The organism is Pseudomonas sp. PDM10 (genome assembly GCF_014852295.1).
In the GTDB taxonomy this organism is placed as follows: Bacteria; Pseudomonadota; Gammaproteobacteria; order Pseudomonadales; family Pseudomonadaceae; genus Aquipseudomonas.
The window spans coordinates 1-13,305 of record NZ_JACVBJ010000009.1 but is presented as its reverse complement, the minus strand read 5'-3'; the positions used below and the strand labels follow the sequence as shown (position 1 = coordinate 13,305).

General features: G+C 58.6%; 14 protein-coding genes. 6 read left to right on the top strand and 8 right to left on the bottom strand.

What is annotated here, in order from left to right; translation table 11 throughout:
- Positions 1-17 precede the first annotated feature (17 nt).
- The 3 genes from IB252_RS27730 to msuE all read right to left on the bottom strand — a co-directional run bounded on the left by IB252_RS27730 (position 18) and on the right by msuE (position 3,060).
- Positions 18-1,205 (bottom strand): acyl-CoA dehydrogenase family protein, encoded by a 1,188-nt coding sequence (locus tag IB252_RS27730; protein ID WP_192410920.1) that lies wholly within the window; start codon positions 1,203-1,205, stop codon positions 18-20.
- A 135-nt stretch (positions 1,206-1,340) separates the two neighbouring features.
- Positions 1,341-2,486, bottom strand: coding sequence for an FMNH2-dependent alkanesulfonate monooxygenase (gene ssuD, locus IB252_RS27725; protein WP_192410919.1), 1,146 nt, complete (start codon positions 2,484-2,486; stop codon positions 1,341-1,343).
- Positions 2,487-2,496: 10 nt separating this feature from the next.
- Entirely contained in the window at positions 2,497-3,060 is a 564-nt protein-coding gene (msuE, locus tag IB252_RS27720) for an FMN reductase (RefSeq protein WP_111452324.1), read from the bottom strand.
- 400 nt (positions 3,061-3,460) lie between these two features.
- On the opposite strand from msuE, the gene IB252_RS27715 reads away from it, so the two are divergent.
- The 4 genes from IB252_RS27715 (at position 3,461) to IB252_RS27700 (ending at position 7,682) form a co-directional block, all read left to right on the top strand.
- A complete protein-coding gene (locus IB252_RS27715; RefSeq protein WP_111452323.1) occupies positions 3,461-3,730 on the top strand; it encodes a hypothetical protein in 270 nt (89 codons plus the stop codon).
- Between the two features lie 101 nt (positions 3,731-3,831).
- The gene (locus IB252_RS27710; RefSeq protein WP_192410918.1) at positions 3,832-4,446 is read left to right on the top strand and encodes a LysE family translocator; all 615 of its coding nucleotides are present in this window, start codon (positions 3,832-3,834) and stop codon (positions 4,444-4,446) included.
- Positions 4,447-4,650: 204 nt separating this feature from the next.
- Entirely contained in the window at positions 4,651-5,808 is a 1,158-nt protein-coding gene (locus IB252_RS27705) for an aminotransferase class V-fold PLP-dependent enzyme (RefSeq protein ID WP_192410917.1), read from the top strand.
- Positions 5,809-5,873: 65 nt separating this feature from the next.
- Entirely contained in the window at positions 5,874-7,682 is a 1,809-nt protein-coding gene (locus IB252_RS27700; protein ID WP_192410916.1) for an aminopeptidase P family protein, read from the top strand.
- On the opposite strand, the gene IB252_RS27695 is transcribed toward IB252_RS27700, so the two are convergent.
- On the bottom strand, positions 7,675-8,595 hold the full coding sequence (locus IB252_RS27695) for a LysR family transcriptional regulator (protein WP_192410915.1): 921 nt from the start codon (positions 8,593-8,595) through the stop codon (positions 7,675-7,677). The two genes, IB252_RS27700 and IB252_RS27695, sit on opposite strands and share 8 nt — an antisense overlap.
- Positions 8,596-8,699: 104 nt before the next feature.
- Between IB252_RS27695 and IB252_RS27690 the strand changes: the two genes are divergently transcribed.
- Positions 8,700-9,698, top strand: coding sequence for a zinc-dependent alcohol dehydrogenase family protein (locus tag IB252_RS27690; protein WP_192410914.1), 999 nt, complete (start codon positions 8,700-8,702; stop codon positions 9,696-9,698).
- Here IB252_RS27690 and IB252_RS27685 read toward each other — a convergent pair.
- Positions 9,695-10,285, bottom strand: coding sequence for a 2-hydroxychromene-2-carboxylate isomerase (locus IB252_RS27685; RefSeq protein ID WP_192410913.1), 591 nt, complete (start codon positions 10,283-10,285; stop codon positions 9,695-9,697). The two genes, IB252_RS27690 and IB252_RS27685, sit on opposite strands and share 4 nt — an antisense overlap.
- Before the next feature lie 35 nt (positions 10,286-10,320).
- Positions 10,321-11,049 (bottom strand): SDR family oxidoreductase, encoded by a 729-nt coding sequence (locus tag IB252_RS27680; protein WP_192410912.1) that lies wholly within the window; start codon positions 11,047-11,049, stop codon positions 10,321-10,323.
- Positions 11,050-11,141: 92 nt separating this feature from the next.
- Between IB252_RS27680 and IB252_RS27675 the strand changes: the two genes are divergently transcribed.
- Positions 11,142-11,702, top strand: a complete 561-nt coding sequence (locus IB252_RS27675; RefSeq protein WP_192410911.1) for a TetR/AcrR family transcriptional regulator — start codon at positions 11,142-11,144, stop codon at positions 11,700-11,702.
- A gap of 15 nt (positions 11,703-11,717) precedes the next feature.
- On the opposite strand, the gene IB252_RS27670 is transcribed toward IB252_RS27675, so the two are convergent.
- Positions 11,718-11,999 (bottom strand): hypothetical protein, encoded by a 282-nt coding sequence (locus IB252_RS27670; RefSeq protein WP_192410910.1) that lies wholly within the window; start codon positions 11,997-11,999, stop codon positions 11,718-11,720.
- A 168-nt stretch (positions 12,000-12,167) separates the two neighbouring features.
- Positions 12,168-13,055, bottom strand: coding sequence for a threonine/homoserine exporter RhtA (gene rhtA / locus IB252_RS27665; RefSeq protein ID WP_111452315.1), 888 nt, complete (start codon positions 13,053-13,055; stop codon positions 12,168-12,170).
- Positions 13,056-13,305: the final 250 nt, after the last annotated feature.

Here is a 13,305-nt window from a genome sequence, read left to right as displayed (position 1 = left end):
GCTCCATGAAGAGAAGGCTATGAATAGAAAGTCGGGATCGGCAGGGACTGGTTCAGCGCCCAGTCACCCAGCTCATGGAGTTTGTAATCCACCGGGTCGTGCAGGGTTTGCGTGCGCAGGTTGCGCCAGTGGCGATCCAGTCGCAGTGAGGCATGAGTTGAACGGGCGCCGGTCACTTCGAACAACCGGCTACAGAGTTCCAGACCGTTGCGAGTGGCAGCGACCTTGGCCGTGGCGATGGCGGTAGCGAGATGCCCACGTTCTTCGGCACTGAGGTTCGGGCCTTTGGCCCACGCCTTGTCGAGCAATCCGGCAGCGCGCTCCACCAGCAGTCGAACACTTTCGAGGGCGACCCAGAATTCGCCGTAGTGGCCGAGTACATAAGGGTCCTGACGCACATCCTGAGCACTGGATTTGTGCCACGGACGGCTTTCGGTGAGGGTGTATTGCCGCGCTTCTTCGAAGGCCCCTTCGGCAATGCCGAGGAACATGTGGGTGAAGGTCAACTGGGCAATCAACGGCCGCAGGCAGGCGAATGGCGTACTCAGCGGACCCGGATCGAGCAGCAATTCCGACTCTTCGACCCGCACCCGTTCGAATGTTGCGCTGCCGCTGTCGGTTTGGCGCTGGCCCATGTTGTTCCAGTCGTTATGCAAGGTGATGCCGCTGCGACCGCTGGGAATCGCGGCGATCAACAGCTTGCCGCCAGCGTTTTCGTCGACGGCCGAGGCGATCAGCATTTGCGAATCGCTGGCGCCGGAGCAGAAGCTTTTCTTGCCGGAAAACTCACGCCAGCCGCCGAGATTTTTCACCACAGTACGGGTGTCCAGCGGGTTGAGGGCGTTGCCCCAGAACCAGTTCTTGCGCGCGGTCTGTTCGAACCATGGCTGCCACTGCTCGGGCCGGGCGAACAGGCGCACGGTGGCGAGCATCAAGTGATGGAAGCCGAAGACATGGGCAATCGAACTGTCGACCTTGGCGAACTCGCGCACGATGGTCAGGGTGTCACTCCAGCTGGCGCCGAGGCCGCCGTACTGCACAGGAATGCTTAACGCGAGCAGACCGCTGTGGCGCAAGGCGTCGCGTTCGGTTTTGGGCGTACCGCCTCGTTCATCGCGCTCGACAGCGGTCAGGGCAAACTCGGCCGCCAACAGACGGGCGGTTTGCAAAGGGGATATCAGGGCGCTGTGTGGTTTGGCCGTCACACGGGGGTTCCTTTTTAAAATCGAAGCAGTTCCCTGTGGGAGCGAGCCTGCTCGCGATGAGGCCGGAACAGTCAACATCAGTGTCGACTGTACGGACGCCTTCGCGAGCAGGCTCGCTCCCACAGGGGGGCTGAGTCAGGCCGTGGCTTTGGCGGGCAGCACATCATTGGCAATCATTTCGCCAAACGGCCCGGTCAGATTAGTGACGCCGCGCCCCGCAAGGCTGGCGTACGGCTCAGGCAACAGCGGGAACACCAACTCGGCAAAACGATAAGCCTCTTCGAGGTGCGGATAGCCGGAGAAGATAAAACTCTCGATCCCCAGGTCCGCGTACTCCTTGATTCGCGCCGCCACTTGCTGCGGATCGCCCACCAACGCCGTCCCGGCACCGCCACGCACCAGACCGACACCCGCCCAAAGGTTGGGGGATATTTCCAGGTTGTCACGACGCCCGTCATGCAACGCCGCCATGCGCCGCTGACCTTCGGAATCGAAACGCGAGAACGACTTCTGCGCGGCCGCGATGGTCTCGTCGCTGATGTGCTCGATCAGTTTGTCTGCGGCTTTCCAGGCCTCTTCGGCGGTCTCGCGAACGATCACGTGCAAGCGAATCCCGAACTTCACCGTGCGACCGTTTCGCGCGGCACGCTCACGCACATCGGCCAGTTTTTCTGCCACGGCGGCCGGTGGTTCACCCCAGGTCAGGTAGACATCAACCTGCTCGGCGGCCAGTTCATGGGCGGCTTCGGAAGAACCGCCGAAGTACAGCGGCGGATAAGGTTTTTGCACCGGCGGATACAGCGCCTTGGCGTTCTGCACTTGCAGGTGTTTGCCTTCGAAATCCACCGATTCGCCTTGCAGCACCCGGCGCCAGATTTTCAGGAATTCGTCGGTCACTTCGTAGCGTTCGCTGTGATCGAGGAAGATGCCGTCGCCACGGTTTTCATCCGGGTCACCGCCCGTGACCACGTTGATCAGCAAGCGGCCGTTGGACAGTCGATCCAGCGTGGCGGCCATGCGCGCCGAGACCGTCGGCGAGATGATCCCCGGCCGGATCGCTACCAGATAACGCAGGCGTTCGGTCAGCGGCACCAGCGCCGAAGCAATCACCCACGAATCCTCGCAGGAGCGCCCGGTGGGAATCAGTACACCGTGGTAGCCGAGGCTGTCGGCCGCCTGGGCCACTTGTTTCAGGTAGTTGAGTGTCACCGGGCGAGCGCCGTGAGTGGTGCCCAAGTAATGGCCGTCGCCGTGAGTCGGCAGAAACCAGAAAACATCCATGAAGAAATCCTTAAGCGATTTTCAGCAGATTTTTGGGGTGCACGCCAAACAACGGCGCGGCGCGTTCTGCAGCAAGACGTATGCGGGCCTTCAAGGGCTCACTGGTTATTTGGTAATGGGAGAAATCGGCTTCGGTGGCGTAGACGCCAATCGGCAAGGTCAAGGCCTGGAAGAAACTGAACAGCGGGCGCAACTGGTGATCGAGAACCAGGGCATGGCGTTCGCTGCCACCGGTGGCGGCCAGCAATACCGGCGTGTCGATCAATGCATTGAGGTCGATCAGGTCGAATAGATGCTTGAGCAGTCCAGGGTAGGAACCGCGATAAACCGGCGCGGCGACGATCAGCAGGTCGGCATTCTCGATCGCTTGCAGCTCGGCTTCGATCTCGGCGCTCAACTCCTGACGGGACAGCGCGGCACCCAAGGGTCGGGCGATGTCACCCAGTTCAATCAGCTTGCTTTCAATCGGCAATTGTTCGGCCAGTTGCGCCAACAGCGCCTGGGTCAGCACCAACGTGCGGGACGGACGCCAGGTACCGCCGGAGAGGGCAACGACTTTCAATGGACGCGACATGATCAGTTCCTTTTTAAACAGTTGCTCAGGGAGCAGTGAGTAGTCACTGACAGAGAGCAAGAGCTGTACCAATCCCTCGGAGCCCCTGTTTACGGGGCTTTCAGCGCGTTGGCCGGTAGACACTGTGCGAATGGCAGAGCTGTTTGTTGAATGACTGTTGCCTGGCAAACAGTTGCTTGGGCAACAGTGCGTGAAGCGATGACCGTTGTTATAAAGGCTCGGTGTTATTCCGTAAAAGACATTAAGTTAATATTTATAGATCGTTTAGAGATATAAGGCGTTCTACCTGAGCGGCATTAGTCAAAGTCGATAGCCACTATCGAGAGCGTTGATTTCTGCAGATCGGATGCGCGGCGTAGCCTGTGTTCATTGCCTCGAACCAGATGTCAGGACGCTCACAATGAAACCTCTAATCGCTACTTTCTTGCTGCTTGCGGTCTCCGTTCTCGCCGGATGTGCCAGCCATGTTTCCCCGGAATTACGGCCGTACACCGCAGAAGAAACCAGAGAATTGGCACTGGAGGCGTTGAATCGTCGCGGTTTGTCTTTCGACGAATACCACGCGAAAAAAGCCGAATTGCTCGGCCAACCGCAAAAATCGTTCAGTTTCGACAAAAAAGGCGAGATGAACGCCGAGCGTGCTGTACAGCTTCACGGTCGTCCTAGCTGATCGAAAATTGTACCGCTTGAAGTTTCACGCAACTGTCCATGGGTTTCCCGGAAGGCCTGCGATAGGGTCAACACCTGACTGATCCCAATGGACTGCCACCCATGACGCTCTCGCTCGATTTGCTGCTGGGCTTCGCCCTGTTTGCCCTCGTCACTTCGATTACGCCCGGCCCCAACAACACGATGTTGCTGGCATCGGGTGTGAACTTCGGCTTTAACCGCACCATTCCCCACATGCTTGGTATTACCTGCGGCTTCTTCGTGCTTGTGGTGGCGGTAGGTTTTGGCTTGGGCGCGGTGTTTCAAACCTATCCTTTGCTCTACAGTGTGCTGCGTTACATCGGCGCGGCGTATTTGTTGTATCTGGCGTGGAAGATTGCCCATTCGGGACCGGTTTCCGAGCGTGAAAAGGGCGGGAGCAAGCCGATCAGTTATTTGGGCGCCGCCGCATTTCAGTGGGTCAATCCCAAGGCGTGGATCATGGCCATCGGTGCCATCAGCACCTACACGCCGATGCAGGGTTATTTCACCAACGTGATCGTGATTGCGGCGGTGTTCGCCTTGATCAACCTGCCGAGTGTCAGTGTCTGGGCAGGCTGCGGCACGTTGTTGCGCAACGTGCTGAAGGATCGCCGCTGGTTGCGGCTGTTCAACTGGGGCATGGCCTTGCTGCTGGTGGCTTCGCTGTATCCGTTGTTGCTCGAAAGCTTTAAGTGACGCATTGCTTCAACCGGTTGCCTGATGCCTGTTAAGCTCGACTTCAGGAGCGTTCCTACGCACTTTTAAATGAAGTTGTTCTTCTTTAACGGCCTCCGATCAGGTATTTCTAACGCTCTGAACGATCGGCGCAGCTCACGAGGCTGCGCTTTGACGTTTCAGTGACGAGCCTCCTGATCCCGGAACATGCTCTGCGAGTCTTTTATGAATAAACGTCCTCTGTATTTCGACTACGCCGCCACCACGCCGGTGGATGAACGAGTCATCAAGGTCATGGTCGAGTGTCTGGGTTTTACCGGCAACTTCGGCAATCCGGCGTCCAGCTCCCATGCGTTCGGTCAACAGGCCCGGCAATCGGTCGAGCAGGCGCGGCAGCAGGTCGCCGAACTGGTCGGCGCTCAGGCGGACCAGATCGTCTGGACCTCCGGCGCCACCGAATCGAACAACCTTGCCCTCAAGGGCGTGGCCCAGGCTCGCGGCATTTCTGGCGGCCACATCATCACCAGCCAGATCGAACACAAAGCGATTCTCGACACGGCAAAGCAGTTGCAGGATGCCGGCGTCGCGGTGACTTATCTGGTGCCTGACGCCGAAGGGCTGATTACCCCGCAAGCGGTCAGCGAAGCAATGCGCGAAGACACCTTTCTGGTGTCGCTGATGCTGGTCAACAACGAACTGGGCACGGTCAACGACATCGCGGCCATCGGCGAAGTCGTGCGTGCTCGCGACGCGTTGTTCCATGTCGACGCGGCTCAAGGTGCAGGCAAAGTGGTGATCGACCTGGCCCGGTTGCCAGTGGATCTGATGTCATTTTCCGCCCACAAGATTTATGGCCCCAAAGGCATCGGCGCGCTATACGTCGGGCCGCGGGCGCAGCAGCGTTTGCAGGCGCAGATCCATGGCGGTGGTCACGAGGGCGGTTTGCGTTCCGGCACCCTGGCGACTCACCAGATCGCTGGCATGGGTGTGGCGTTCGCCTTGGCGGCCTCTTCATTCGATGAAGAGAAAGCCACGATCGTCCGGTTGCGTGAACGCTTGCTTGAGCAATTGCTGAGTATTCCCGGCGTTCGCCTCAATGGCAGTGCGAACCAGCGCATCCCTCATACCTTGAGCCTGACCTTCAACGAAGGCGAGTTCAATTCAGCGGCGTTGAGCACCTCGATCGCGTTTTCCGCGACCTCGGCCTGCAATTCCGCGAGCAATGCGCCCTCCCATGTGCTGCTGGCCCTGGGGCATGACGCCCGTTCGGCGAGTCGCACCATTCGCTTGAGTCTCGGCCGGTTCACCACCGAGCAGGACATCGACCAAGCGGTACACCTGATCAAAGCGGCCTGCGCCAGTGCCCCGGCATTTTGGCAATAAGGTCTGAAAGTGTCGGCGTTGATCGACACTCAACAATAATGATGAAGTGATTAGCAGGAGACACGATGAGTACGCAGCCTTCGATCAATGGATCGGTGCCCCAACGCCTGGCGCAAACCCGCGAACTGATGAGCCGGGAGGGTATTCACGCTCTGCTGGTGCCGTCGGCCGATCCGCATCTTTCGGAATACCTGCCGGGTTATTGGCAAGGGCGGCAATGGTTATCGGGCTTCCATGGCTCGGTCGGCACGCTGATCGTTACGCCGGACTTTGCCGGCGTCTGGGCCGACAGCCGTTATTGGGAACAAGCGACCAAGGAACTCAAGGGCAGCGGCATCGAACTGGTCAAGCTGCAACCGGGTCAGCCCGGCCCGCTGGACTGGCTGGCCGAGCAAACCCCTGAAGGCGGCGTCGTCGCGGTAGATGGTGCGGTAATGGCCGTGGCTTCGGCGCGTACGTTGGGTGGCAAGCTCGAAGAGCGCGGCGCACGTCTGCGCACCGACATCGATGTGTTGAGCGAAGTCTGGAGCGACCGTCCGACGCTGCCCAATGAACCGATCTATCAACACCTGCCGCCTCAGGCGACGGTCAGCCGTGGCGAGAAACTGGCCAAGCTGCGTGAGGTTTTGAAAGATCGCGGTGCCGACTGGCATTTCATCGCCACCCTTGATGACATCGCCTGGCTGTTCAACTTGCGCGGCGGTGACGTGTCGTTCAACCCGGTGTTTGTTTCCTTTGCCTTGATCAGTCAGCAGCAGGCCACCCTGTTCGTGGCGCTGAGCAAGGTCGACACCAAGCTGCGCGCGATTCTCGAACAGGACGGCGTGACCCTGCGCGATTACAGCGAAGTGGCCGCCGCCTTGCGCGCTGTGCCGAGCGGGGCGAGCCTGCAAGTCGATCCGGCGCGCGTCACCGCCGGCTTGCTGGATAACCTGGATAGCGGCGTGAAGCTGATCGAAGGCCTGAATCCGACGACGTTGGCCAAGTCGCAGAAAAGCCTGGCCGATGCCGAGCACATTCGTCAGGCCATGGAGCAGGACGGCGCGGCGCTGTGCGAATTCTTCACCTGGCTGGACACTGCGTTGGGTCGTGAGCGCATCACCGAACTGACCATCGACGAACACCTGACGGCGGCGCGTACCCGGCGCCCGGGCTATGTATCGCTGAGCTTCAACACCATTGCCGCGTTCAACGCCAATGGTGCAATGCCGCACTACCACGCCACCGAAGAAGAACACGCGGTGATCGAGGGTGACGGTCTGTTGTTGATCGACTCCGGTGGCCAGTACCTGGGCGGTACTACTGACATCACGCGGATGGTGCCGGTCGGTACACCAACCGATGAGCAGAAGCGCGATTGCACGCGGGTGCTCAAAGGCGTGATTGCGTTGTCCCGCGCGCAATTTCCTCGTGGCATTCTCTCGCCGTTGCTCGATTCGATTGCCCGCGCGCCGATCTGGGCTGAAAGCGTTGATTACGGTCACGGCACCGGTCACGGCGTCGGCTACTTCCTCAATGTGCACGAAGGCCCGCAGGTCATCGCCTATCAGGCCGCCGCGGCACCGCAAACCGCGATGCAGCCGGGCATGATCACGTCCATCGAACCGGGCACTTACCGTCCGGGCCGCTGGGGTGTGCGGATCGAGAACCTGGTGTTGAACCGCGAGGCGGGCAAAAGCGAATTCGGTGAGTTCCTGAAGTTCGAAACCCTGACCTTGTGCCCGATTGACACTCGCTGCCTGGAACCGTCGCTGCTGACCGATGACGAAAAGCAGTGGTTCAACGCCTACCACGCCGAGGTGCGCCAGCGCTTGAGCCCGTTGCTCGATGGCGCAGCCCTTGAGTGGTTGAACACCCGGACGGCGGCTATTTGATCGGTTGGAGTTCAGGCGCTTCTTCGAGCGCCTGGCTCATGTAGTCGACAAAGGCTTTGACCCTGGCGGATTGGCGACGATTCGCCGGGGACACGGCATGAATCGGCAGTGACTGGGCGCTGTATTCCAGCAAAATCGCGGTCACGCGCCCCGCCTTCAAGTCCTCGCTGAACAGCCAGACCGGCGACAGCGAAATCCCCAATCCCCCCAGTACCATCTCGCGGATGGCCTCGGAGTTGTTGCTTTGTGCGTTGCCCTTGATTCGCACTGTGTGACGTTGGGCATCTCTCTCGTAAACCCATAGGTTCTGACTGTTCAGCAGGTTGAACTGCAGGCAGTTGTGCCCGCTCAATTCTTCGGGCGTTTGCGGGTGGCCGTGTTGCGCAAGGTAGTTGGGGGCTGCGACGGTCACTCGGTGGGTGGTGCCGATGCGGCGGGCAATCAACCCGCTGTCGTTCAACTCGCCGATCCTGAAGGTGACGTCCAATCCTTCACTGACCAGGTCCTGATTTTGATCGCTCAGTTGCAGATCAATCTGTACGTGAGGATATTTTTTGAGGAATGTCGGCAGTCGCGGAGCAATCTGCAAGCGCCCGAAACTCACGGACGATCCGATTTTCAGGTTTCCGGCAACAGCTTCGCGGCCGGAGTGAAAACTGTGTTCTGCGGCGTCTACGGCCGCCAGAATTTGTCGACATTCGCTGTAGTACCGCTGACCTTCGTCGGTCAGGGACAGTTGTCGGGTGCTGCGGGAAATCAGCTTTCCACCCAGTTCAGTTTCCAGTGCTCGCAGCACTTTGCTGATGGTCGGCTGGCTGGTCTGCAATTCCCGGGCGACGGCAGAAAAGCTGCCACGTTCGACAACGCGAACGAAGATCGCCATTGCATTGAGTTTGTCCACGGGGTTTCTCATTGATGCCATATGGGCATGGTCACTATAGCTATATAGCGTCTTATCGGTATGAGTGAGGGGGAGGAAGATTAATCCGACAGCCACCTCTGACGGGAAATTGCGAAATGACTGACTTACTTGAAATGCGCGCTCTGATTGTTGACTCGGCCAACGGGCCTTTACGCTTGGCTTCCATTCCACAGCCCGCGCCCGGTGCGGGTCAGGTATTGGTCAGGATCAAGGCCAGTGGGGTGAACCCTCTGGATGGAAAGATTCGCTCGGGTCAGGCTGCTCATGCGCGCCAGCCATTGCCGGCGGTATTGGGTATTGATCTCGCAGGAACAGTGGAGGCATTGGGGGAGGGTGTGAGCGGATGGCTGCCGGGTGATGAGGTCTATGCGATGGCCACCGGCATTGGCGGTGCGCAGGGTTCACTGGCTGAATACGCCGCCGTCGATGCACGACTGCTGGCGCGCAAGCCAGGCAATCTGAGCATGCGCGAGGCGGCAGGGTTGCCGTTGATACTGATCACGGCGTGGGAAGGATTGGTGGATCGTGCGCGGGTGCGGGCGGGACAGAAAGTGCTGATTCACGGCGGTGCGGGTGGTGTCGGGCATGTGGCTGTGCAAATTGCCCGGGCTTTCGGTGCTGACGTGTTTGCCACCGGGTCGGCCGGGAAGCGGGCGATCATCGAAGGGTTCGGTGCGACGTTTATTGATTATCGTAAATCTTCGGTTGAGGAGTACGTGGTTGAGCACACGGCGGGGGAGGGCTTCGACATTGTCTACGATACGGTGGGTGGTGAGACGCTGGACGCTTCATTCAAGGCTGCTCGGGTTTACGAGGGGCATGTCGTGAGTTGTCTCGGATGGGGGCAGCACAGTCTTGCGCCGCTCTCGTTTCGTGGGGCGACTTATTCTGGAGTGTTTACCTTGTTGCCGTTGCTGACTGGCAAGGGGCGCGAGCACCATGGGGAGATACTTCGGGAGGCTGCGCGGTTGATCGAGGCGGGGCAGTTGAAACCGCTGCTCGACCCTCGGCAGTTCACGCTACAAACCGCCGAGGCCGCCCATGAGCTGCTCGTTTCGGGAGCTGCGCAGGGGCGGTTGGTTGTCGAGATCTAACTCAGGGCTTCAAGGACGAAGTCCAGGCGATCCTGGCCGAAGAACAGCTGATGATCGACAAACATGCTTGGAGCACCGAATACACCCCGTTGCACTGCTTTCTCTGTGTTGTCCTTGAGAGTGGCTTTGACTTCCTCGTCGGCGGTCAAGGCCAGCACCTCATTTGGATCGAAACCGTTCTGTGTCAGTACTGACGCGACGGTCGCCAGGTCATCAAGGCTGCGGCCTTCAACCCAGAGGGCGTGAAACAGGCAATCGATGAACGCCTGAAAGCGTTCGGGATGACGCAACTGCATGCCAGTGACGGCGCGCATCAGCATCAGGGTGTTAATAGGGAAGTGGGGATTGAACTTCAGTGGCACGCCATAGCGCTTGGCATAGCGGTCCAGATCTTGAAACATGTAGCGGCCCTTGGCGGGGATAGCCGCGGGGGAGGCGTTACCTGTGGCTTTGAAGACGCCACCCAGCAAGATGGGTATGAAGATCAACTGGCTGTCGGTCTGCTCGCAGATCTTCGGTAGTTGGGTATAGGCCAGGTAGGTGGCGGGGCTGCCGAGGTCGAAGTAGAACTCCACGGTTTTGCTCATGGTCGATGCGCTCTGTTTTTTATTGTGGGGAGGGCTTACCAGCGTTCGCTCCAGGGGCGAAGGTCCAGCTCGAAGGTCCATGCGTCACGGGGCTGGCTGTGGAGGTACCAATAGTTCTCGGCAATATGCTCTGGGTTGAGAATTCCGTCCTGATCCTTGGTCGCATACTTTTCGGGGAAACTCTCGCGGATGAAATCGGTATCGATGGCACCGTCGACTACAACATGGGCGACGTGAATATTCATCGGCCCCAGTTCACGCGCCATGCTTTGCGCCAGGGCACGAATCCCGTGCTTGGCGCCGGCGAACGCCGCAAATCCTGAGGCTCCACGCAGGCCAGCGGTAGCACCGGTGAACAGGATAGTCCCGCGTTGACGCTTGGCCATGCGCTTGGCCACTTCACGAGCGTTGAGAAATCCTGAGAAGCAAGCCATTTCCCAGATCTTGAAATATTTGCGCGCGCTTTCTTCGAGAATGCTGCAAGGCACATTGGCGCCGATGTTGAAGACGAACGCTTCGATTGGGCCAATCTGGCTTTCGATCTGCTCAACTAACGCAATCACGTCATCTTCCTTGCGCGCATCGCATGCAAACCCGTGGGCTTCATAGCCTTCGGCCTTGATGGCATCCACCAGCGGCTGGAGTTTGTCCGCGCTGCGGCGGGTGACGCATGCCACAAATCCTTCCTGCGCAAAGCGTTTTGCAATTGCGCCGCCGGTGGCATCCCCAGCACCTACAACCAGTACGACCTTCTTGTTATTCATGGGTAGATCCCTTTGCTAAACGATCGTTAACTAAACGAACGTTATGCTACGATTCGGAAAGCGTCAAGGCGATCAATCCTGAGGGCAAGGCAATGCGTTACTCGGCCAATCACAAACTGGAAACCAAAGAGAAACTACTTCAAAGCAGTGCGGTGTCTGCCAAGAAGTCTGGTTTTTCAACGGTGGGTGTCGACGGCTTGATGAAGGCAATCGGGTTGAGTGGCGGGGCTTTCTACAGTCATTTTTCATCGAAGGATGAGCTGTTCGCTTCAATCGTCGAGCGTGAGTTGTCTCAAAGTCTGGAGCGTTTAGAGGCGGACCGGAGTCGCGAGAAGCTCCAGCGCTGCCTGAAACACTACCTGAGCATGGCTCATGTCGAGCACCCGGAATCCGGCTGTGCTTTGCCAGCATTGGGGGCTGAGATTGCACGTTCAGACGTGATGATTCGTCAGCAGGCGGAGAACTGGATTTGTCGGCTTCAGAAGAGTTGGGCGCAAGTTCTGGACAGCGACAGCCTGGCCTGGGCGATTCTGTCGCAATGTATCGGTGCGTTGGTCATTGCGCGAATGCTGGCCACGCCGGACATTCAGCGCGCGGTACTGAAGTCCAGTTACGATGAGATTGGCCGCCAGATCGCAGGTTCACGAACCTGACAAGGCGGCATCAATCTACTTGCAGATGACGATCATGCTGCGGCTGGTATAGCCGGCAGGGTTGAGGCCGAACGGGTAATCGCCTGGTTCTTCTACGGCGTCCCCTGACTTGGCGATGACCTTGTAACCTTTGGGAGCGCACGAGTTGGCAGCGCTGGTGTAGCACTTTTCCCAGGATGACGAGAGCCCGGAACAGTTGATATGCAGCCCTCTCTTGCCGTGTTTTACCTGGGTTTTCGATGTCGCCGCGCAGCCCGCAACCGCAAGTACGGCGATCATTATCAAAATTCGTTTCATTACTGTCCTTATAGCGTCCCCGGATCTTTGCGCCCGGGTCTGGCTGCATTCGCTTTTGCTTGAAGCGTTCTGATATCCCTATCTGAAAAATCCATGTCTGACACTGGGTTGCGGGCCTAAACATGGCCTAATTGCGCGGCAAATACCAGACCCTTGTCAAATCCTGTTTCAATCTGCAGCGACAGCGGGCTTGGCCGCGCTCCCCATCGTCATGGTCGCGCCTATGGAAGCCAGAATGATGCACATGATGGCCATCCATTGAGACAGTGAAAGGTACTCATGGAGAAACAACAGGCCTGACAGTGCGCCGATCGCAGGTTCAATGCTCATCAACGTGCCGAATGTCCGGGTCGGGATTCGGGTGAGTGCGACCATCTCCAGCGTGTAGGGCACGGCGGTGGACAGTATGGCGACAGCGATGGCCACGGGGATCAGTGAGGGAGTGAGCAGCGCGGTACCAGCATGGACGATGCCGATAGGGGCTACAAAAAATGCGGCAATCATCACCCCCAGTGCCGCGGTCTGCACGCCATTGTCGGCGCCGGCCTTTTGGCCGAACAGAATGTAAAGCGCCCAGCAGACACCTGCGCCCAATGCATAACCGGCGCCTACCAGATCGATCCCCGCGGTCGTTTCTCCCATAGGTATTAACAGCAGCAAGCCGACGGCTGCCAGGGCGATCCACAAAAAGTCGATCGCGCGACGTGAGGCGTAGATGGCTACCGCCAGTGGGCCGGTGAACTCCAGCGCAACCGCGATACCGAGGGGGACGGTTTGCAAGGACATATAGAAGAGGAAGTTCATACCGCCCAACGCCATTCCGTAGACGATGACGGTGCGCAGGGATTTTGCGGTGAGCTTCGCTCGCCAGGGGCGCAGTATCAACATCATGATCACGCTGGCGAAGATCAGCCGCAGGGTGGTAGTCCCTTGCGCGCCGATAATGGGGAACATGCTTTTAGCGAGGGAGGCCCCCGACTGGATTGATGCCATGGCTATCAATAGCAGGCCAACCGAAAACAGGGTCGAGGCAAGGCTGCGAGGTTGGTCATTCATGGTGCGGCATCGTCCGAAGTAGGAAACGAGAGTGATATTGGGCAATATACTGCGCCTCATGGCGGGCGCGTCTATATATATAAGCAGCGATTTTGAGCGTCCGTAGAGAAAAGCGTAATTAACGGTTGACGGCAGATTCTGGAAGTCTATAATTCGCCCCACTTCCGGCGCAGTCGAAACGGAAAACTCCTTGGTAAACAATGAGTTACGCAGTTTTCGACAGCGAGTTGCTTCAGGTCATCGAAGCCCA

Excerpts from the sequence above, each read along its gene's own strand:
- ssuD (WP_192410919.1), bottom strand. The coding sequence starts at position 2,486 with ATGGATGTTTTCTGGTTTCTGCCGACTCACGGCGACGGCCATTACTTG.
- msuE (WP_111452324.1), bottom strand. The coding sequence starts at position 3,060 with ATGTCGCGTCCATTGAAAGTCGTTGCCCTCTCCGGCGGTACCTGGCGT.
- IB252_RS27715 (WP_111452323.1), top strand. The coding sequence starts at position 3,461 with ATGAAACCTCTAATCGCTACTTTCTTGCTGCTTGCGGTCTCCGTTCTC.
- IB252_RS27710 (WP_192410918.1), top strand. The coding sequence starts at position 3,832 with ATGACGCTCTCGCTCGATTTGCTGCTGGGCTTCGCCCTGTTTGCCCTC.
- IB252_RS27705 (WP_192410917.1), top strand. The coding sequence starts at position 4,651 with ATGAATAAACGTCCTCTGTATTTCGACTACGCCGCCACCACGCCGGTG.
- IB252_RS27700 (WP_192410916.1), top strand. The coding sequence starts at position 5,874 with ATGAGTACGCAGCCTTCGATCAATGGATCGGTGCCCCAACGCCTGGCG.
- IB252_RS27695 (WP_192410915.1), bottom strand. The coding sequence starts at position 8,595 with ATGAGAAACCCCGTGGACAAACTCAATGCAATGGCGATCTTCGTTCGC.
- IB252_RS27690 (WP_192410914.1), top strand. The coding sequence starts at position 8,700 with ATGACTGACTTACTTGAAATGCGCGCTCTGATTGTTGACTCGGCCAAC.
- IB252_RS27685 (WP_192410913.1), bottom strand. The coding sequence starts at position 10,285 with ATGAGCAAAACCGTGGAGTTCTACTTCGACCTCGGCAGCCCCGCCACC.
- IB252_RS27680 (WP_192410912.1), bottom strand. The coding sequence starts at position 11,049 with ATGAATAACAAGAAGGTCGTACTGGTTGTAGGTGCTGGGGATGCCACC.
- IB252_RS27675 (WP_192410911.1), top strand. The coding sequence starts at position 11,142 with ATGCGTTACTCGGCCAATCACAAACTGGAAACCAAAGAGAAACTACTT.
- IB252_RS27670 (WP_192410910.1), bottom strand. The coding sequence starts at position 11,999 with ATGAAACGAATTTTGATAATGATCGCCGTACTTGCGGTTGCGGGCTGC.
- rhtA (WP_111452315.1), bottom strand. The coding sequence starts at position 13,055 with ATGAATGACCAACCTCGCAGCCTTGCCTCGACCCTGTTTTCGGTTGGC.